15 protein-coding genes are annotated in these 20,767 nt (G+C 36.7%); 9 read left to right on the top strand and 6 right to left on the bottom strand.

What is annotated here, in order from left to right; genetic code table 11:
* Positions 1-75: 75 nt before the first annotated feature.
* The 3 genes from CLU97_RS22900 to CLU97_RS22890 all read right to left on the bottom strand — a co-directional run bounded on the left by CLU97_RS22900 (position 76) and on the right by CLU97_RS22890 (position 3,228).
* Positions 76-1,161 (bottom strand): 2Fe-2S iron-sulfur cluster-binding protein, encoded by a 1,086-nt coding sequence (locus tag CLU97_RS22900; RefSeq protein ID WP_121490168.1) that lies wholly within the window; start codon positions 1,159-1,161, stop codon positions 76-78.
* Positions 1,161-2,477: a phenylacetate--CoA ligase family protein gene (locus CLU97_RS22895; protein WP_121490167.1), complete on the bottom strand. Its 1,317-nt coding sequence runs from the start codon at positions 2,475-2,477 to the stop codon at positions 1,161-1,163. Before CLU97_RS22895 ends, CLU97_RS22900 begins: the two co-directional genes overlap by 1 nt.
* Before the next feature lie 172 nt (positions 2,478-2,649).
* On the bottom strand, positions 2,650-3,228 hold the full coding sequence (locus tag CLU97_RS22890; protein ID WP_121490166.1) for a TetR/AcrR family transcriptional regulator: 579 nt from the start codon (positions 3,226-3,228) through the stop codon (positions 2,650-2,652).
* 370 nt (positions 3,229-3,598) lie between these two features.
* On the opposite strand from CLU97_RS22890, the gene clpB reads away from it, so the two are divergent.
* The 7 genes from clpB (at position 3,599) to CLU97_RS22850 (ending at position 13,282) form a co-directional block, all read left to right on the top strand.
* Positions 3,599-6,193, top strand: a complete 2,595-nt coding sequence (gene clpB, locus CLU97_RS22885) for an ATP-dependent chaperone ClpB (RefSeq protein WP_121490165.1) — start codon at positions 3,599-3,601, stop codon at positions 6,191-6,193.
* Between the two features lie 312 nt (positions 6,194-6,505).
* Complete coding sequence (locus tag CLU97_RS22880; protein ID WP_121490164.1) at positions 6,506-7,063, top strand: hypothetical protein; 558 nt, start codon at positions 6,506-6,508, stop codon at positions 7,061-7,063.
* Positions 7,064-7,766: 703 nt separating this feature from the next.
* Positions 7,767-8,498, top strand: coding sequence for a sensor histidine kinase (locus CLU97_RS22870; RefSeq protein ID WP_228437921.1), 732 nt, complete (start codon positions 7,767-7,769; stop codon positions 8,496-8,498).
* Positions 8,495-9,136, top strand: coding sequence for a response regulator transcription factor (locus CLU97_RS22865; protein WP_121490161.1), 642 nt, complete (start codon positions 8,495-8,497; stop codon positions 9,134-9,136). Before CLU97_RS22870 ends, CLU97_RS22865 begins: the two co-directional genes overlap by 4 nt.
* 245 nt (positions 9,137-9,381) lie before the next feature.
* The gene (locus CLU97_RS22860) at positions 9,382-10,395 is read left to right on the top strand and encodes a zinc metalloprotease (protein WP_121490160.1); all 1,014 of its coding nucleotides are present in this window, start codon (positions 9,382-9,384) and stop codon (positions 10,393-10,395) included.
* A gap of 351 nt (positions 10,396-10,746) precedes the next feature.
* Positions 10,747-11,760 (top strand): zinc metalloprotease, encoded by a 1,014-nt coding sequence (locus CLU97_RS22855; RefSeq protein WP_121490159.1) that lies wholly within the window; start codon positions 10,747-10,749, stop codon positions 11,758-11,760.
* Positions 11,761-11,869: 109 nt separating this feature from the next.
* Entirely contained in the window at positions 11,870-13,282 is a 1,413-nt protein-coding gene (locus tag CLU97_RS22850; RefSeq protein WP_121490158.1) for a phosphatase PAP2 family protein, read from the top strand.
* Positions 13,283-13,319: 37 nt separating this feature from the next.
* Here the strand turns inward: CLU97_RS22850 and CLU97_RS22845 are convergent, their stop codons facing one another.
* Together CLU97_RS22845 and CLU97_RS22840 are read right to left on the bottom strand one after the other, a co-directional pair.
* Positions 13,320-15,185, bottom strand: a complete 1,866-nt coding sequence (locus CLU97_RS22845; RefSeq protein ID WP_121490157.1) for a M1 family metallopeptidase — start codon at positions 15,183-15,185, stop codon at positions 13,320-13,322.
* 106 nt (positions 15,186-15,291) lie between these two features.
* Entirely contained in the window at positions 15,292-17,661 is a 2,370-nt protein-coding gene (locus CLU97_RS22840) for an outer membrane beta-barrel family protein (RefSeq protein WP_121490219.1), read from the bottom strand.
* Positions 17,662-17,894: 233 nt separating this feature from the next.
* Between CLU97_RS22840 and CLU97_RS22835 the strand changes: the two genes are divergently transcribed.
* On the top strand, positions 17,895-19,217 hold the full coding sequence (locus CLU97_RS22835) for a sensor histidine kinase (protein WP_121490156.1): 1,323 nt from the start codon (positions 17,895-17,897) through the stop codon (positions 19,215-19,217).
* Entirely contained in the window at positions 19,207-19,893 is a 687-nt protein-coding gene (locus CLU97_RS22830; protein WP_121490155.1) for a response regulator transcription factor, read from the top strand. The genes CLU97_RS22835 and CLU97_RS22830 overlap by 11 nt, the downstream gene beginning before the upstream one ends.
* Positions 19,894-19,897: 4 nt before the next feature.
* Here the strand turns inward: CLU97_RS22830 and CLU97_RS22825 are convergent, their stop codons facing one another.
* Entirely contained in the window at positions 19,898-20,725 is an 828-nt protein-coding gene (locus CLU97_RS22825) for an endonuclease/exonuclease/phosphatase family protein (protein ID WP_183084667.1), read from the bottom strand.
* Between the last annotated feature and the right edge of the window lie 42 nt (positions 20,726-20,767).

Genomic DNA, 20,767 nt, shown 5'->3' with positions numbered 1-20,767 from the left:
TTTTTGTCTTTTTGTAAAATGTAAAAAGTATTAATGTATTCATGAATACAATTTACATTCAATCGTTAATACAATTTAAACATCATAATTAAGCATCACCACATTGGTTGTAGGGTGACATTGGCAGGTAAGAACGAAGCCTCTGGCTACTTCTTCTTCGGTAAGCGCATAGTTTTTCTCCATGAAAACCTCTCCTTCCAGAACCTGCGCCTTACACGTACAGCAAACGCCTCCTTTACATGCGAAAGGAACCGGAAGCTGATCTTTCAATGCTTTATCTAAGATACTCTCTTTTTTAGAATTAAGATGGAACGAATATTCATCATCATCAATGATTACCGTTACCATACTTTCAATATTGGCAATTGCCTTGAATTCATCACTCATTTCCTCCGTATTTTCTTCATCCGGAGCGGTGAAATATTCAAATAGAACCTGGATAGCAGGCACTTTTTTATCTTTTTTCAGATAATCTGCGATCCCTTTAATCATTTCTGAAGGTCCGCAAATGAAAAAGGTAGCTTCTTTTACATCAATATCTGTATACCTTTCAAACAGTAAATCCAGTTTTTCCGGAGAAATTCTTCCTTCAAAAATAGGATCTTCATGTTTTTCACGGCTTACTAAATAAACAACTTTCAATCTGCCGTTAAAAGTTTCCACCAGTTTATCAATTTCACCCTTTTTCATCACATGATTCATGCTTCTGTTGCTGTAAAACAAATAAGCGTTTGAATTCGGTTCCTGATAAAGGCTTTCTTTAATATTAGATAAAACAGGGGAAATTCCGCTTCCTGCAGCCAGCCCCACATAAGTTTTCACGTTTGTCGGGTGATAAGAAGTGTTGAAACCACCCATTGGCGGCATTACTTCCAGCACTTCATCCATGTGAAGGTGTTCATTGAAATAACCTGATACTTTTCCGCCTTCAAGCAATTTCACCAATACTTCCAGCGTATTGCCTTTTTCACTCGGAGCGTTGCAGATAGAATAAGAACGTCTTTCTTCATTTCCGTTGATCATCATTCGGAAATTCAGATACTGCCCTTGTTTGAATCTGAACTTATCTTTCAGTTCTTCAGGGATTTCTACCGCTACATTCACTGCTTCGGAAGTATCTTTCTGAACTTTAACTGTTTTAAGTTTATAAAATGAATTCATTATTTTTTTAGTATTCTATTAATTTTTCCACCTTCGCACTTTGGCAGGCTGTCCTGGGCATGAATTTTTACTTTGGTTGTAATTCCTACCCTCTTTTTTATTTCGTTTTCTATATTTTTTCCAAAGTTCCCGACAAAATTAAAATAATCATCGGTATTGGCTTCTATTTTCTGAGTTTTTACCAATTCATCATCTATTTCTACATCTATATCCAAAGCGATACACATGTGCTCTTTTTCTACTGGCGTAAGATAGTAATTCGGAACCACACCTTTCACATAAGAAAAAGCATCTTCGATCTGGCTTGGATATACATTTACTCCTCTTACGATCAGCATATCATCTGCTCTTCCAACGATGGGTTTCATTTTCACCATGGTTCTTTTGGCATTTTCATCGTAGTAAAGGCTTGTAATATCATTGGTCCAGTAACGTAAAAGCGGCATTGCTTTTTTGGTTAAAGTAGTAATCACCAATACGCCTTCTTCCCCGAAAGGAACCGGCTGTTTGGTCACCGGATCTAAAATTTCAGGATAGAAATGATCTTCCCAGATATAAGCCCCTCCCTTCTCTTCAAAATCCTCCATGGAAACCCCAGGGCCGATAATTTCACTTAAACCATAAATATTGGTTGCATGTACCCCTAATTTTTCTTCAATGTGACCTCTGATAATCTCCGTCCATGGTTCTGAACCTAATACTGCATATTTTAGGCTGATGTCCTCTGCAGAAATTCCTCTTTTTGCAAACTCATCCGCAATCGTTAAAGCGTATGAAGGCGAGCAGCAAATCACTTCCGGTTTAAAATCTACAATCAGGTCTACCTGTCTTGCCGTCATCCCTCCTGAAATAGGAAGAACGCTCATGCCTAGCATTTCAGCTCCGTAATGCAGTCCTAAACCTCCCGTAAAAATTCCGTAACCATAGGCATTGTGCAACTGCATTCCAGGTCTTGCACCTGCTGCATGTAAAGATCTTGCCACCACTTCACTGAAAAGGTCTACGTCTTCTTTGGTATACCCTACCACAGTTGGTTTTCCCGTGGTTCCACTTGAGCAGTGAATACGTTGAAGTTCACTTTTAGGAACGGTAAATAACCCGAACGGATAATTATCTCTTAAATCCTGTTTGTAAGTAATAGGAAGCTTAGCGATATCCTCAATCGACCTTATATCCTGCGGAGATATTTGTAATTCATCAAATTTCTTTTTATAAAATTCCGACTTCTCTCCCAAATAGCTGATCAGGCTGATCAACCGGTCGGATTGAAGCTGTCTCAACTGACCCAGCTCCAGATATTCAACTGAAAAATCCATAAACTAACTAACATTTGTTAGGTGTAAATTTAAAAAGATTTTGCTAGCTGGCAAAATTTTTATGACTTTTGTCATATTTTGAATGATTCTAAATAACAAGATGAAAGCTGAAATACTTTTTTTTGTATAAAGTACAAAGCAAAATGTATTAATGATTTTCTTAGATAAAGACTTATGAATGCTGATTTCCCAACAGACCAAAAAGAATCTTATCTCTTATTTCATCGGTAATTTCATCAGTAGAATCACTGCTTCTTTTGAACCAGAAATAGGAATTATTTAGAGTATGAAGGATAAATCTTGTGGTAAATGATGGCGATTTCAGTTCCCAGTTTTCAGCTTTGTAGATCTCGGAAATCAATTCTTCTACTTCCTGCTGATAGTTTTTTCTTAATTCCACAAATTCAGGAAGTCTTTCTTCAAGATGCTTCCATTCATTGGAATAAATATGAGTAACATCGCGGTTTTTAAGGACAACAGATAAGTGTTTATCCAATAAAAGATTCAGTTTTTCTCTTGGAGAAATGTCTGTATTCTTTACTTCCTGAAGCTCATCGAAAAACTCCTGAGCAATGCCGAAACAAATCCATTCCAGAATTTCTTCCTTTGAACGGATGTGCGCGTACAGTGATGCTGCTTTAATATTGAGTTTCGTAGCCAGATCTCTTACAGAACTCCCCATATAGCCCTTCTCTTTGAAAAGTTCTACTGCTACGTCTAATATTTTTCTCTGTTTTTCTTTTAGTTCCATTTGGTAAAATGCAAAAGTAACTATTCTGATTCAAACTGCTTGTTTTTTAATCATAAAATGAAAAAGACTCCCCATTTACAGTTCCGTTGTTAGATTATTTTTACCCTGATATGACTTTTTGTTCATGGATTTCAAAGAAATAATTGCGAAATCGGAAATTTTGTCAAGTTAAATTTCCGTTAAAAATACAATATCCGGAAAATTTGTCCTATTTTTTTGTAAATTTAATAATTGAACAGTTTTTGCGATACAGTCATCGAATAAATGATTAAATAATTGATGGCATTAAGAAACTGAGCCTTAGAATTTAGTTTCTTGATGTTTTTTAAAACTAAACTTTAAACGAATCATTACCAAAAATATATAAAATATGAACTTAAACCAATATACTGTAAAATCACAGGAAGCCATCCAGGCAGCACAACAGGTTGCAATGGAACTGGGCAACCAAAGTATCGAACCTCAACATCTCCTTGAAGGTATCTTCCAGGTGGATGAAAATATATCGCCTTTCCTACTGAAGAAATCTGAAGCAGATGCCAATTTGGTAAGAGAGCGCAACCGTGAAAATTTAGAAAAACTTCCTAAAGTACAGGGAGGAAACATTTATCTTTCACAATCTGCCAACAAAGTATTGCTGGATGCACCCAATATCGCTAAAAAGATGGGTGACGAATATGTAACGATTGAACATTTATGGCTGTCTCTTTTAGAAACTAGTTCAGAGGTATCCAAAATGCTGAAAGATATGGGCGTAACCAAAAATCTATTGGAAGGCGCTATTAAAGAATTAAGAAAAGGAAGCAAAGCAACTTCTGCAAGTTCCGAAGAAACGTATCAGTCTTTAAATAAATATGCTAAAAACTTCAACGAGTTGGCAGCAGAAGGGAAACTGGATCCCGTAATCGGGCGTGATGAAGAAATCAGAAGGGTTTTACAGATCCTTTCCAGAAGAACTAAAAACAATCCTATCCTAATCGGGGAGCCGGGTGTAGGTAAAACGGCGATTGCTGAGGGAATTGCCCACAGAATTATCAGCGGGGACGTTCCTGAAAACCTGATGGATAAAACGTTATTCTCATTAGATATGGGAGCTTTGATCGCCGGCGCAAAATATAAAGGCGAATTTGAAGAGCGTTTAAAATCTGTCGTAAATGAAGTGATCAAGTCTGACGGACAGATTATCCTTTTCATTGATGAGATCCACACTTTGGTAGGAGCCGGAGGTGGTGAAGGAGCAATGGATGCCGCCAATATTTTAAAACCTGCCTTAGCAAGAGGAGAATTAAGAGCTATTGGTGCTACTACTTTGAATGAATATCAAAAGTATTTTGAAAAAGATAAAGCCTTAGAAAGACGTTTTCAGAAAGTAATGGTGGAAGAACCGGATACTGAATCTGCAATCTCTATCCTCCGTGGAATCAAAGATAAATATGAAGCCCACCACAAAGTAAGAATCAAAGATGAGGCAATTATTGCTGCGGTGGAAATGTCTCAAAGATATATTTCAGACCGTTTCTTACCAGATAAAGCAATTGACCTTATTGATGAAGCTTCTGCAAAACTGAGAATGGAAATCAATTCCAAACCGGAAGAGCTAGATGTTCTGGACAGAAGACTGATGCAGCTGGAAATTGAATTGGCGGCCATTTCAAGAGAGGGCAACCAGACAAAAATTGATCATCTGAAAGAGGATATTGCAAAAATTTCTGAACAGAGAAATGAGATCAATGCAAAATGGCTGAAAGAAAAACAGAAAAGTGAAGATCTTACCCAGATCAAAAAAGATATTGAATCTCTGAAACATGAAGCTGAAAGAGCTTCCAGAGCCGGAGATTATGCAAAGGTAGCGGAGATCCAATACGGAAAACTTCGTGAAAAAGAAGAAGAACTCAGCAAGATGGAGCTGGAAATGCAGAATCATCAGAATGAGCTGATCAAAGAAGAAGTTACTGCAGAAAACATTTCTGAAGTAATTGGTAAATGGACAGGTATCCCTGTAACCAAATTATTACAGTCAGAAAGAGAAAAATTATTAAATCTTGAATCTGAGCTGCACCATAGAGTTGTAGGACAGGATGAAGCGATTCAGGCAGTAGCAGATGCTATAAGAAGAAACAGAGCCGGATTGAGCGATGATAAAAAGCCTATTGGTTCATTCCTATTTCTGGGAACAACCGGGGTGGGTAAAACCGAGCTGGCAAAAGCATTGGCAGAATTCTTATTCGATGATGAAAATAACATGACCAGAATTGATATGAGTGAATATCAGGAACGTCACAGTGTTTCAAGATTGGTGGGAGCGCCTCCGGGATATGTAGGATATGATGAAGGTGGACAGTTGACTGAGGCAGTAAGAAGAAGACCTTATTCTGTAGTGCTTTTGGATGAGATTGAAAAAGCACATCCGGATGTGTTCAACACCTTACTTCAGGTTTTGGATGATGGACGTCTGACAGATAATAAAGGCCGTGTGGTGAATTTCAAGAATTCAATCATCATTATGACCTCGAATTTAGGTTCACATCTGATTCAGGAGAATTTTGAAAACCTTACTGAGGAAAATCAGGATGAAATTGTGGATAAAACGAAAGATGAAGTTTTCGATCTTTTAAAACAAACGCTGCGACCAGAGTTCCTGAACAGAATTGACGAGGTTGTGCTGTTCCAGCCTTTAAGAAAAAAAGAAATTGGAAAAATCGTACAATATCAGTTGAGAGGATTCAATGAAATGTTATCTAAACGAAACATTATCATGACTTTCACTCAGGATGCGGTAGATTACCTGATGAATAAAGGATATGATCCTGCCTTTGGAGCAAGACCACTGAAAAGAGTGATTCAACAGGAAGTATTAAACAAACTGTCTAAAGAAATTCTTGCAGGAAATGTAAATGACGGTGACAGAATTACACTGGATTACTTTGTAGAAACAGGGTTGGTTTTCCGACCTACCGAACAATAAAATAGTTTTTTTCATATACATTATTTTTGTGAATAAGTGCTGTAGAATGATCTACAGCACTTATTTTTTTGTATACCTTATTCTTAATTAAGTAGAGTGAAAGCATGTGTAGATCTGGAGAAACCGGATTTATATTTCCTTCCTGTAAGTAAATCAACGCTTGAGAATACCTTCTAAATTATTATATTTTACATACAATCCGTAAAAACACGGTAAAAATAACAGTATAATTCCCTATTTACGAAGATACGTTCTAGCATATTTTTTCCGAGATTTGCATATTAATTGAGTTTTACCGTAAACCACTAAGCTATGAATACTGAATCAAACACACCGCTAGAACCTGGAATGATGTCAAATACTCTTATCCAGGCTTTAATTGACAACTATCGTCAAAACCACCTAACAGCAATCAACACTGCTTTAGGAATACAGGATGCCCAATCCATTTGGTTTGATCTCCCGAAATTGAAAAACTTTATTGCCAAAATTGAAGAAGAAGCGGCAAAAGTAAATCCGGATACCCCGGCAGAAGATCTGGGAATCAGATTTTATTACGCAACATATCCAAAACAAGAAAACTGGTCTATCATGGACTCTCACCCTGTTCCGGTAGAATATGCAGGAAGACATACTTTAGTGATTATTCCTACTTTAAAAAAAGCCATTGAAACAGGAGAACTTGTTGATTTTGATTTTAATCCTTTTCAAGCTAATGGAGAAAAATCAAATTTAGCATTAAACGCACGAAATTTTACTCCATCCGGCAACGTTGATGGGAATGGAGGACCTTTGGATAGTGACACTGGTCTTGGAGAAAATAACGGAATACTTGTTCCACCAAAATCACCTCTGGGCCAATCTTTTTAATTGTAATATCTCATATTTAGAACTGTATGACAGAATTCCAGGAATTTGCACAAAAAAGTTTGCTTTGGGCTGAAGGACTCGCTGCACTCATAGCAATTTTCCATTATACCCGTTTAAAAGAACAACATTGGAAACTTTTTGTGTTTTATCTGGTATTTATTTTTATTGGGGAAGCTTATGGGAAGTGGGGAAGTTTTGTCCATTTTACCAAAGCTCAGTATTACAACTACCTTTTAATGCCAATTCAGTTCGTATTTTTTTATTGGTTATATGCTGCAAAATCTTTAGGGAAGCCCAAATTATTTTCAATATTATCCATTTTATATCTGCTTTCATTTATTCCCAACGAACTATATTTTTCTAAAACTAAAATTGTATTTGCTTTCAATTATACGTTTGGTTGTCTTATTTTGATGCTTTTAGTAATAATGGAGTATTATAAACAAATTACTTCACAAGAGATTCTCAATTTTAATAAAAATAAAATGTTTTATATTAATCTTGGGATTACTCTATCATATATAGGGACCTTACCTTTCATGTCATTTTTATCACTGCTGGTAAAATACAAGGAAATTTGGGATATATATTTTAGTTATTTTCTGATATCGGTTTCAGTAATGTATATCTTATTTGCAAGTTCATTCATATGGGGAAAACAGAGCTCTTAATAGTTATCATCCTATTTAACATACTCTTTGTGATGTTTGTAACTGCTGTATTAATCTATATCAGAAGTTACAAACAACGCAAAAAAGAGCATCTGAATGAAATGGAAAGAAAAAACGAACTTCACCAGAGAGAGCTCCTGTCTACCCAGCTGGAAATTCAGCAGGCCACTATGCAGCAGATCGGGAGGGAACTTCATGATAACATAGGTCAAAAACTTACCCTCGTTAGTTTGTATGTACAGCAAATGCTTTATGAAAACAAAGTTTCTGAGGCCAGTGAAAGAATTGATCAGGTTTCCCAGATCATCAACCAGTCTTTGCAGGATCTCAGGAGTCTGTCTAAAACATTAACGGATGACAATATCAATCAAAAGGAAATTGTAACATTAATACAGGAGGAGGCAGACAATACCAATTCCTTTAAAAAGTGTAATGTTAATTTTAAACATAATTTCAAGCAGCTGGATTTAGGATTTGTTCATAAAAATATGCTGCTCAGAATCACACAGGAGTTCATTCAGAACAGCATAAAACATTCCCACTGCAAAAACATCTTCATCAGCCTGAACACTTCTGAAGACATCCTTTGGGAGCTTGATATTCGTGATGATGGAATTGGGTTTGATACTTCACAGATCAAATCCAACGGAATAGGCCTCACCAATATGAAAAACAGAGCCGAAATCATAGGCGCAAGCTTTCTTATGGAAAGCCATGAAAATGCAGGAACCCACCTCAATATTATCTTAAAAAAACAGTCATGAAAAAATCTATTGTAATTGTTGATGACCATATCCTTATTGCCAAGGCACTGGAAGGCATTATTGGTAATTTTAACGAATTTGAAGTAATCTATGTATGCGAGAATGGTAAAGATCTCATCCAAAAACTTGAGGAAGGTAATACAGTTCCCGATATTATTCTTTTAGATATCAGTATGCCCATTATGGACGGTTTTGAAACCGCAGCATGGCTCTCAAAAAACCATCCGGACATTAAGATCATGGCTCTAAGCATGCAGGGAGACGACAACAGCGTAATTAAAATGATTAAAAGCGGAGCAAAGGGCTACCTCCTGAAAAACACCCATCCTAGAGATCTGGAAACAGCACTTACCAGACTGAACAGTGATGGTTTCTTTTATCCGGACTGGGCTTCAAAAATTATTTTTTCTAACCTTAACAAGGAAACAGAATCTGAAATTGCAGTAAGAATTTCCGACAGGGAAAAAGAATTCCTGAAATATACAGTTACAGAACTCAGCTATAAAGAAATAGCAGACAGAATGTGCTGCAGCCCAAGAACTGTAGAAAGCTACCGTGATCAGCTTTGTGAAAAACTGGATTTAAAGACCCGGGTTGGGCTGGCAGTTTTTGCTATTAAAAATGGTTTCGCAAATTAAACCAAATGAAAATAAAATTCATTTAAAAATAAATTCAAACAAAATACATTCGTTAAAAAGAATCTAATAACAAAACACATCATTATATTTTTAACAATTGATTAAAATTTAAAACAAATCTAAAAATATTAAATTAAAATCAATCAAAAGCCAAAACCTATAGTAATTCCGTAATTAATTACGGAATTATTTGCATATTAATTTAAAATAATATAATTTCACATCCTCAACCAAATTACAACAATATGAAAAAACTATTATTCGGAGCTCTTATGCTCGGGTCACTTACGGCATGTAACAATGACAACATTTCTAACCAAAATGAAGCACAGACCCAACCGGAAACGTCTTCACTTGCCTCCAAAAGAATTTGTCCATCAGAAGAAATGAGAAAGGAAGCATTACAAAAAGATCCTTCACTCAGACAAAAAATAGAACAGATAGAAGCTAATGCTAAACAATTCTCCAAAAATCTTGCTTTAGGAAAAGTTCTTGCAGACGGAACTGTAGAAATTCCGGTAGTTGTAAATGTAATCTACAAAACAACAGCACAGAATGTATCTGATGCCAGAATTGCAGAACAGATTGCTGTATTGAATGCCGACTACGGAGGTACCAACAGTGATGCTTCTCTTATCCCTACAGAATTCCAGGGAGTAAAAGCTGGTGATGTAAAAATAAAATTCAAACTGATAAATACCTTTAGAAAATCCACAACCAAAACATCATGGAGCAAAACGGACCGAACGAATAATACCATGAAAAAAGCTTCTACAGGTGGTATTGATGCTACTAATCCTACCAATTATTTCAATATTTGGGTAGTGGGAAGTATGCCGGATCCTCAGGGAAGTATTCTTGGATACGCCACTTTCCCGGAAGATGCAGGAACCTGGAAAGACGGTGTTGTAATTGCGGCTCCTTATTTTGGAAAAACAGGGGCTTCATCTCCATTTAATCTGGGAAGGACTGCCACTCATGAGGTGGGTCACTATTTGGGACTTAGGCATATCTGGGGAGACGCCAATTGCGGGGATGATTTAATAGCAGATACTCCTACACAGACAACAGCTAATACAGGAACTCCATCTTATCCGCTTTACAACACATGTTATGGAGTGAAACGATCTGTAATGTTTATGAATTATATGGATTATTCTGATGACAGCTCACTTTATATGTTCACAGCAGGGCAAAAAACAAAAATGCAATCTGTAACAGCTTCTTCCGGGGCAAGATCCGGATTAAGAGTTTTATAAAAAACATTTTTTTTAATAGTAAAACCTATCTCAGCATTTGAGATAGGTTTCTTTTATTAATGGGGATTACAATTGAGTTGATAAAAAAATAACAATCCATTGTTTAACGTAAAAATATTCTATAAATATTTAAAAATAATAAATAATTTACATTAAAAAATACACTTAGTCGTGAAATAAAAAATCAAAAATTCAAAATTAATTAAAATTCAATACATTCTAAATAACTTTAAATTAAAAACAGATAAAAACAGAAAAACATATTAATTTGGTAAATATTTAAGGAATTATTTGCACATTAAATTCAAATAATATAATTTCACATCCTCAACCAAATTATATTATAACGATATGAAAAAATTCCTATTTGGAGCCCTGATTCTGGGCTTTATGTCGGCATGTAACAACGACAGTTTAACCAATCAAAATGAAACTCCTCAGGACCAGGAACCTACCATCGCAAGTGCTCTTAAAAGAAGCTGCCCTTCTGAAGAACTGAGAGCTGAAATGCTACAGAAAAACCCTGCACTCCGCCTTAAAGCTGAAGAAATTGAAGCCCGTACTCAAAACTTTGTTAATGACCTGAAAGTAGGAAAAGTTCTGGCAGACGGAACTGTTGAAATTCCAGTTGTTTTTAATGTAATCTACAACACTTCTGCTCAAAATGTTTCTGATGCAAGAATTGCAGAACAAATTGCTGTACTGAATGCTGATTATGGCGCTACAAATTCTGACATCAATAAAATTCCTTCCGCATTTCAACCTGTAGCTGCAGGTGATGTAAAAATCCGCTTCAAACTGGTAGCTACTAACCGTAAGCAGAATTCAAAAACAGGTTGGAAATCTAACCTGGAGGAAATGAAAAAAGCAAGCACAGGAGGTATTGACGCTACTGATGTAAATAAAAATATGAATATCTGGGTTGTGAACTCAATCCTTGATCAAAACGGACAGGCAGGAACTTTAGGATACGCTTATTACCCTGAAAATGCCGGGCAATGGTATGATGGTCTTGTAATCGGATATCAATATATCGGGAAAACGGGGGCTTCTGCACCATTCAACTTAGGAAGAACGGTAACTCACGAAGTGGGACATTACCTGAATCTTCCGCACCTTTGGGGTTCTTCCGATGCAGGATGCCAAACAGATTACTCTAATGACACTCCTGTTTCTCCTGGCCCTAACTACGGAAATCCTACCTATCCTCTCAACAGAGTTTGTGGTGGTGTAAGCCGTTCTCAAATGTTCATGAACTATATGGATTATGTAGATGACAAATCTATGGTGATGTTCTCTGCCAATCAGAAAACAAGAATGCAGGCTGTAGTAGCCGCAGCCGGACCAAGAGCAGGATTAAGATAATCAATAGCCTCATTCCGAATATTATAAAAATATTAAAATAGTCTATCTCAATTTTTGGGATAGATTTTTTTAATATTTTTACACGACTTAATTTCGCACCACTACTACGATGAAAAAAATAGCACTAGCATCAGGAATACTATTGCACTTATACTGTATTAAAGCACAGGATACAATCCAGGCTAAAACACAGGATACGATACCAGCCAGGAATCTCAAAGAAGATATCGCACTTATCAATTCTTCCGGCTGTGTATTCAACTCTAAAACTCCTTTTTTCAAAAAACAATGGGTAAAAAAATCAATAGCTCCTGCTATTCTTTTTACCGCCGCTGCTGCAACATGGGGAGAAAAAGAGAATATCCGTGAGGTAAGAAACCGATATCTTCCCAACTTCAAAGTAAAATATGATGATTATCTTCAGTATGCTCCTGCCGCTGCCGTTTATGGATTAAAGCTGGCTGGTGTAAAGGGCAGAAACAATCTCGGGAGAGCTACTTTATCTTACGGAACAAGTTTAGCGATCATGGCTATTTTAGTGAATTCCATTAAGTATACAGCAAAAGTAGAACGTCCGGATGGATCTAAAAATAATTCTTTCCCATCAGGACACGCAGCCATGGCTTTCACCAATGCCAGTTTTCTGCACAAAGAATATGGGATGGTAAACCCGGCCTACAGCATTGCAGGATATGGCTCAGCCACCCTTACGGGACTTGGACGGAATTTAAATAACAGGCACTGGGTTCCGGACATACTTGCTGGAGCAGGGATTGGGATTATTTCCACAGAGCTCGGCTATTTTTTTATTGATAAAATTTATAAGAACAAAGGGGATAATTTAAGCCTCTTATCCAGAATACAGGGCAATGATTATCCGTCTTTTCTTGCTCTAAAAATGGGAACCGCATTAGGTACCACCAACTTCCTGAAAGAATCTGAGCTGGATGACAAAAAGCAAATCGGTTTTGAAGGAGGATTGGAAGGCGCTTATTTTTTCTCGAAAAAATGGGGCGTGGGTGCAGATGTATCCTTCAGCAGCTTTCCTATTAAATCTCAAAGAATAATCTTTGATGACGATCAGGATTTTGGTGATCATGAAATTAAAACACAATCCCTGGGATTTCTTTCTGCGGGAATCGGGCCTTATTTTTCCCATGAATTTTCTGATAAATGGCAGCTTATGCTAAAGGTAACGGGAGGTTATGCCGCAACCGCCAGTGGAAAAGTCTTTGTAAAAGGAAGCGATATAGATGCTCCTAACCACGAACTTCAGATTGCCAGATACAAACCGAAACCAGCTTTCCGATGGAATACGGGAGCTTCTATGACTTACAAATTCAATCCGGGATTAGGTCTTACTTTCTATACGGATTATAATCAGATCAATTCTACCATCCGCTATTATTTCAGTGATGACATTAAAGACGGTGATGAACTGGACCAGGAACTTAACAATATGATTGCTAAGGAAAAAATCAGTTATATTACTTTAGGCTTAAGATTAACCGCCTATTTTTAAAAATACAAAAGCCTTCAGAATCTGAAGGCTTTTACTTTTATAAGTTTTTACGGTTATCATCCGGGGTATAATCCATAAAGATATCTCCATCCAACTGTACAGATTTTACTTTCTTCTTGATAGGAATCACAAGATCGGTCAGTTTCTGATCTTTTTCCCAAATTGAAGGTGAGAAATGCAGTTTCTCTGTAGTTCCGTCTTCATAAGCCAATATAGCATCAAACGGGATGGCAAATCCTCCCACATTGGCAACGTTTACGGTAAGCATATCATTCATCTGGGATGCTCCGGTTACCTTTAAATCAATATAATTATTGGTATAAAACCAATTCTGGAAGAACCAGTTCAGATTTTTTTCTGATCCTGCATTCATCGAGTTGAAATAATCCCATGGAACCGGATGCTTTCCATTCCAGTTGTCCATATAATGATGTAATGCTTTTTTGAATAATTCATCTCCCAAATAATCTTTCAGAGCCAGATAAGATAAAGATGCTTTTACATAAGAATTGTTTCCGTATCCGGCACCGCTCACCTGTGTACTCATGGTAATCACCGGCTGATCCTGTTCTGTAGACGGGTCATTGATCCATCTTTTAACACGGAAGTTTTTATAAAATTCTTTAGCGGCGGCTTCTCCGTTTTCATCAATTCCTATAAGATATTCCAGCGTGGTTGCCCAGCCTTCATCCATGAATGCATATCTCGTTTCATTGATTCCCATGTAAAAAGGGAAATAGGTATGGGCAATTTCATGATCTGCAGTTAATCTTGCATCTTTAAGATCATCGGGAATACTGGTATCATTAATCATCATTGGGTATTCCATATCTGCATATCCCTGAATAGCAGTCATTACATTATAAGGATATTCTACTCCCGGCCAGTTTTTTGAGAACCAATCCAGGTTATAACGCATCCAGTCTACATAATGCTCAAAGTCTTTGGCCCCGTTTTTATATCCGGCCTGCACGCTTGCTCTTTTTGTTTTTAACTGAACACTTGCCGCATCCCAAACATAATGGTTACTCATTGCAAAACAGAAATCTGTGATGTGGCTGGCTTTAAACTTCCAGACGTTCCATTTGTTCTGCAGGGTCACTTTTCCGGACTTCATTTCCTGCTCGGTAGCAATATGCATTACTTTATCGCTTTTTAATGAAGCTTTATATCTTTTTAAATATTCTGGTTGTAGTACAGCTTCCGGATTCAGGAAATCTCCGGTAGCCCAGACTACGTAATTTTTGGGTGCAGAAATCGCAAAGCTGTAATCATTGAAGTCATTGTAGAATTCCTGTCTGTCTGAGTGCTGAAGCATATCCCAACCGTTATAATCATCATACACGGAAATTCTTGGAAAAGAGTATGCCACGTAGAATGTTTCCGGATCAATCTGACCCTCTCTTCCACTCTGTACAGATAATGGGTACTCCCACTCTATTTTAACCTCAGCTTTTGATTTGGATTTTAAAGCTGTTTTCAGTTTTACTTTTTCAACCGTACTCCAGTCGTCACTGTTGATCTCATATTTTTCACCGTTTACGATGAAAGATTTAATCTTAAGTCCTGATGACAGAAAATCTTTAGAGACAAAACCAGATCTTGCCGATTGTGGTTTATGAAGATTATTCACAAATCGTATGGCCAGTTCATCAAGGTTATCCGGGCTGTTGTTGTTATAAACAATGGTTTCTTTTCCGGAAACTATTTTGGTACCGGCATCTACTTTCACATCCACATTATATACTCCTTTGTTCTGCCAGTAGTTTTTGCCTGGCGCTCCTGAGCTGTCGCGTGTTCCTTTTTCATAAGCCTTTTTGATATTCCTCGGCATATACAGTTCCTGTGCAGATAATTGCAGTAAGGAAACCACCATCAGCATTCCGGAAAAAAATTTCTTCATAGCGATCTTTTTAGAGATAAGTATCAAAATTAACGAAAATGTGACACCAAAAGATCATTTATTTTGTGATAATATTTTATTGTGATTGATTTTATATCATATTGTTCTAGAGTCTATCCTGTTCCGCAGTTTTTTTAATGGTTTTTGCGTTTTTCACAGCCTGATTTCCGAAATTGAATTTCAATGAAAATGAAACTCCCTGCGTATCTGTGTAATCAAGGAAATAATTATCCTGATTCGCATATTTCGTACTCACTTTCTGACCAGTAGATCTGAAAATATCGCTGAAAACAAGACTGGCTTCCAGCTTTTTATTTAAGAATTTCCTGTTCATTACAAAATAGGCTGACCAGAGAGAAGAAATCCTGAATGTTCCCTGTATTCCCGGAGAATAGTAACGGTGGCCCATTTCCATTTTCCAGTCGCTGTTTTTATCAAGAGTAAAGCTTGTGGAAATATTGGAAACCCAGTTCCAGACCTGATTTTTATACAGCATTCCGTCTGTTCCTTTGAAATAATTTTCATTATGCTCAAGATTTTCAGATAAGATCACATTCCACCAAGGCTTGACCTGAAAGTTTTTGTATAAGCTTAATCCGAAAGCTTCTCCTTTTTCAATATTGGTAAAATAATAGATCAAGCTATTGGTACTTGGTTCCTGATAGGAGATTTCCATGGAAGGATAAATTTCTTTTCTGTAATACAAATCCAGATTCCAGTCTTTCCAGGAATAGGTAAGATTAAGATTGTGGGTAATGGTTGCTTTTAATTTCGGATCTCCCTGGTAATAGGAAAACAGGTTATAATAAGATTTAGCAGGGTTCAGCCATGAATAAGACGGCCTGCTGATCCTTTTCCCGTAGGAAAAGCCGAATTCCTGCTTATTTTCTGTGGTATACTGTGCATAGAAAGTCGGGAAAAATTTCCAGTAATTACTTTTATTCAATTCATAAGGTTCGGAAACTATTCCTTCAAGATTTGTCATTTCTGCACGGAGACCTCCTTTGAAATTCCATTTCCCGATATTGTAGGCTAATGAAGAATACAAGGCAAAATTGTGTTCTTTATAATCAAAAATACTGCTTTTTTCCGGCCGGTATTGTAATATTCCGTTCTCATTGTCTGAGAAATCAAGTGTACTGTTTGTTTTTACAAAACTATACTTCGTTCCGGATTCCAGTTCCAGTTTATCCCCTTTCCACTGATAATCGAATTGGGTAGAATATAATTGAACATCAGCTTTATTCTGAGTAAGGAAATTATCTTCTTTTGGAGGCTGGCCAGCAAAATTCAGATAGGTAATCACATTCTGATATTTATTGGAATTATTTCCTGTAAAGTAATTAACCCAGGAAAGGTTGCTTTTCTTATTAAGCTTACGGTCTATCTGAAAGCTCACAGAGTTGTTGATAGAACGCGAACGGTGATCATTGATGGTAGTATAATTGGATTCTGCAATATCTTGTTGATTATAGATCAGCGTAGGAACATTGTAAATTCCGAAGGATTTTGGAGAGAAAAACCCTGAATAGTTGAGGCTTAAGTTGGTCAAGCTGTCCAGCTCATATTCCACATTAAAATTCAGGGTATTTTGGTTATTGTTTTTATCCTTCCTGTTCATTGTACTTACCCATCGGGTTTGGCTTTCCGGATAGTTTACATAGTCTGTACCTTCCCGGTAGTACGTTCCGAGCCCTCTATAATAGCTTCCCATAAAGGAAAGTTTATCTTTTTTATAATATTGGGAAAGACCGAAAACGCCTTTCGCATATTGTGTCTGTACATATTTTGAAGAGAGAATTCCGCGGTAGCCTTCAATTTTATTCTTTTTCAGAACGATATTCAGCACTGCGCTTCCTGAGGCTTCATATTTTGCAGGCGGATTGGTAATCACTTCTACTGATTTCACCTCATCTCCTTGCGTATTTTCAAGAAGATTTTTAAGCTCATCTCCTGTCAGCATTACTTTTTTATCATTAATCGTCACCAGAATTCCGGTGCTTCCCTTTACACTCAATACACTATTATTTACAGTGACACTTGGTGTATTCTTTAGGATCTCCCAGGCATTGAGTGATGAAATATTACTGTTTTCAACATTAAATTCCAGGCGGTCAACTTTTCTTTTCACCAAAGGTTTACGTTTGGTCATTACCACTGCTTCTATTTCCTGAACTTCTTTTTTAAGAATGATATTGAGAGGTTCAGATTCATTCAAATTCAATTTTTTCTCAAATAAAGAATATCCCTGATTTTTAATAACCAGCTTTAAATTTTGCTCTGCAATATCTTCCAGCACAAATTTTCCGTTATCATCTGTTTTTATTTCTTTGATGAATTCATTCTGAGCATTATACACTTCCAGCTTTATGGATGAAAGTTTTTGATTTTCTTTGTTCATCACTGTTCCTCCGTATTTTTGTTTCTGGGCAAAAATGAAGACGGGAAAACACAAAAGAAAAAGAATTTTATACATGGTTATTTTTTTGATCATCCTAATGTTCTATGGGTACAAAATTCTATATTGACTGACAAAAATAGGGTTAACAGAAGGTTAATGATGGGTTAATGTCTCTTTTAATAACAAAATATTCAGATTCAGGCAGGCGGAGAAAGCTTTATTTTTGGAGATACAAGACTACAGTTAATGGAAGGTTAATAATGAAATAATCATTTCCGGAAAATGGTTAAAGCTTTATCTTTGTTTCAATGATAGCCAAGAGTAAAATTCTGATTTCGGTTTTTGCCGCTCTGTTCCTACTTTTACTGGGAATTCAGGTGTATTTTATGTACAAAACCTATCAGGTAAAAGAAAGGGACATCTACAGATCCGTGAATGACGGGCTTACCAACTACACTGATAATCTGGAAGACATTCAGGAGGCCAAAGAAAGGAATGATGACTCTCTTCAGGAAATCATTATACGGTATCATAATAAAGAGATCAGCAAAAAGGATTTTATTCATTATTTCATAGAAAACAGAAAATCTGCCAGACAAAGGCTTATTCATTATATTGACAGCCGTTATCAGAAAGATGGTTATGAAATTTCGGCAAGAATACGATATCTTTCTATTGTTCATCTTCCGGACAGTGCAAAAGTAATCACTGAACCCATTGTCATTTTCGAGACACCAGATGTCATTAAAAATCCCCGCATTGCCAGCAATGGAAGCTGGGAAACCTCAACCACCAAAAGAGATGATACTGAGAAGGGGCAAGTTGAAAAAAAGAATACTTTTCTTGTAAAAACCCAGACCGATTTTGAGATTAAAAATATAAAAAGTATTGTCTTCAGAGAGCTTACTTTGTTGATTATTTGCTGTGTGATTCTTCTTTCGGGAGTTCTTCTGCTTTATATTTTCACGATTAGGAATCTGATCCGTCAGCAGAAACAGGTGGAAGTTCTCCACACTATTGTGGATAACATTTCCCACGAGTTTAAAACTCCTATTGCCACATTAAAAATAGCTTCCAAAGCATTAAAAAAAGAATGGAATCCGGAAACACTTCCTTTGATTGACAGACAGATTTCCCGGCTTGAAAGTCTGATGTTTCAGCTTCATAAGGATGAAATGCCGGATGAAATGACTGCTGTGCAGCCTCAAGACTGGAATTTTTTCATTCATGATCTTTCAGTCACTTATCCAAATATTGCTTTTAACCTTGAAAATACAGTTTCACAAAAGCTTCCTTTTGATAAAAACCTGATGGAAACAGTCATGAAAAACCTCTGTGAAAACAGTGTGAAATATGGAGCATCTGTTGTTACCATAAATCTTCAAAACAGTTCCCAACAATTGGATATCGAAGTTTCTGACAACGGTCAGGGCATGGAATCCAAAGAACTCAATACCATTTTTGAAAAATTCTACAGAATACAGAATAACAATATCCACAACAGTAAAGGGCTTGGGCTTGGGCTTTATTTTGTGAAAAAGATCATTACAAATTATGGCGGGAAAATAGAGGTTTCCAGCCAGCTCAATGCAGGCAGTACTTTTAACATATCAATTCCTTATGAAAACTAAAATCCTTCTGGCAGAAGATGATCCGGATTTCGGAATGATTCTTAAGCAGTATCTTGAATTGGAAGATTTTGAAGTCAGCTGGTTTCAGAATCCGGAAGATGTTGTACCATTGCTTCAGACTGATTTTCATTTTCAGATAGGAATTCTGGATGTGATGATGCCCAATATAGATGGTTTTTCACTGGCGAAAATGATCATTAAGGAAAGAAAGGATTTCCCATTGTTATTTTTAACAGCCAAAAATCAAAAAATAGACCGCCTCACCGGACTGAAAATAGGTGCAGACGATTATATTGCCAAACCCAGCGATCCTGAAGAACTTGTTTTACGAATTAAAAATATTCTGAAGAGAACGCTTCCTGCCGTTCCGGAAACTCAAATAAAAATCGGAGAGTTTTCACTGGACACGGCCAAACTTCTGTTGTCGCATCCTAACGGAAACAACCGGCTGACCATCCGGGAACAGGAACTGTTGCTGTATCTTCTGAAGCATAATCACACAATCATTACGAGGGATAATATTCTGGACAATCTTTGGGAAACCAATGATTATTTTACCGGAAGAAGTCTGGATGTGTTTATCAGCAGGCTCCGTAAGTATTTCAACAGTGATCCTCAAATAAAAATCCAATCCCTGAGAGGAATTGGATTTGAAGTCGATTTTCCAACCAACTGATTTTTTATAGCGAAAGATTCACAATTACCGGGAAATGGTCTGACGGATACAGAAGATTTTCTCTTCTGTCATTGATGTGTCTGTGAGATCTGATCTTAAAACCTTGTGTAAAAATATAGTCAATTCTGTCTTTAGGAACTTCATTTACGTTGAAGCCTGTGAAAGTTCCTACCGGACCATAATGTTTTGTTTCTGAGTGGTAGAAAGTGTCTTTCATGTTTTGGGAAAGAATTTTAATCGGTTCAGAATCATCTGTCAGGTTAAAATCACCGCTCAAAGCTACCGGAAGATTTTTTGGATTCAGTTCTTTAATTTTTTTCAGGATCAGTTCAGAAGATTTTACTCTGGCTACATTTCCTACATGATCAAAGTGAAGATTCATCGCAAGGAATTCCTTTTTTGATTTCTTATCTTTAAATACAGCGTAAGTACAAATTCTGTTCAATGCAGCATCCCAGCCTTTTGAAGGTTTTTCCGGAGTTTCAGACAGCCAGAATGTTCCAGATTTTACGGTTTCAAGTTTGTTTGTATCATAAAAAATAGCAGAAAATTCGCCCTTTTCTTTTCCGTCATCTCTTCCTACTCCTATATAATCATAATTTTTTAATCCTGCTTTAATATCTTTCATCTGTTCCGGAAGCGCTTCCTGTACTCCGAAATAATCCGGATGATAATAGGTCAGTAAATCTGCAACATCCTGCTTTCTTTTTGGCCAGGCATTGTCTTTATCCGACTCTACATTCAGTCTGATATTAAAACTCATTACGGTAAGGTCCTGTGAAAATCCTAATGCAAAGAGCATCAGAAACACCATTGAAAATCTGAAATTCATATCTTATTTTATCAGTAAGAGACAAAAATAAAACTTCTCCGT

This window comes from Chryseobacterium sp. 7 (assembly GCF_003663845.1).
In the GTDB taxonomy this organism is placed as follows: Bacteria; Bacteroidota; Bacteroidia; order Flavobacteriales; family Weeksellaceae; genus Chryseobacterium.
Note: the sequence above shows the minus strand (reverse complement) of the source record. Positions and strands in the feature narration are given on the sequence as shown.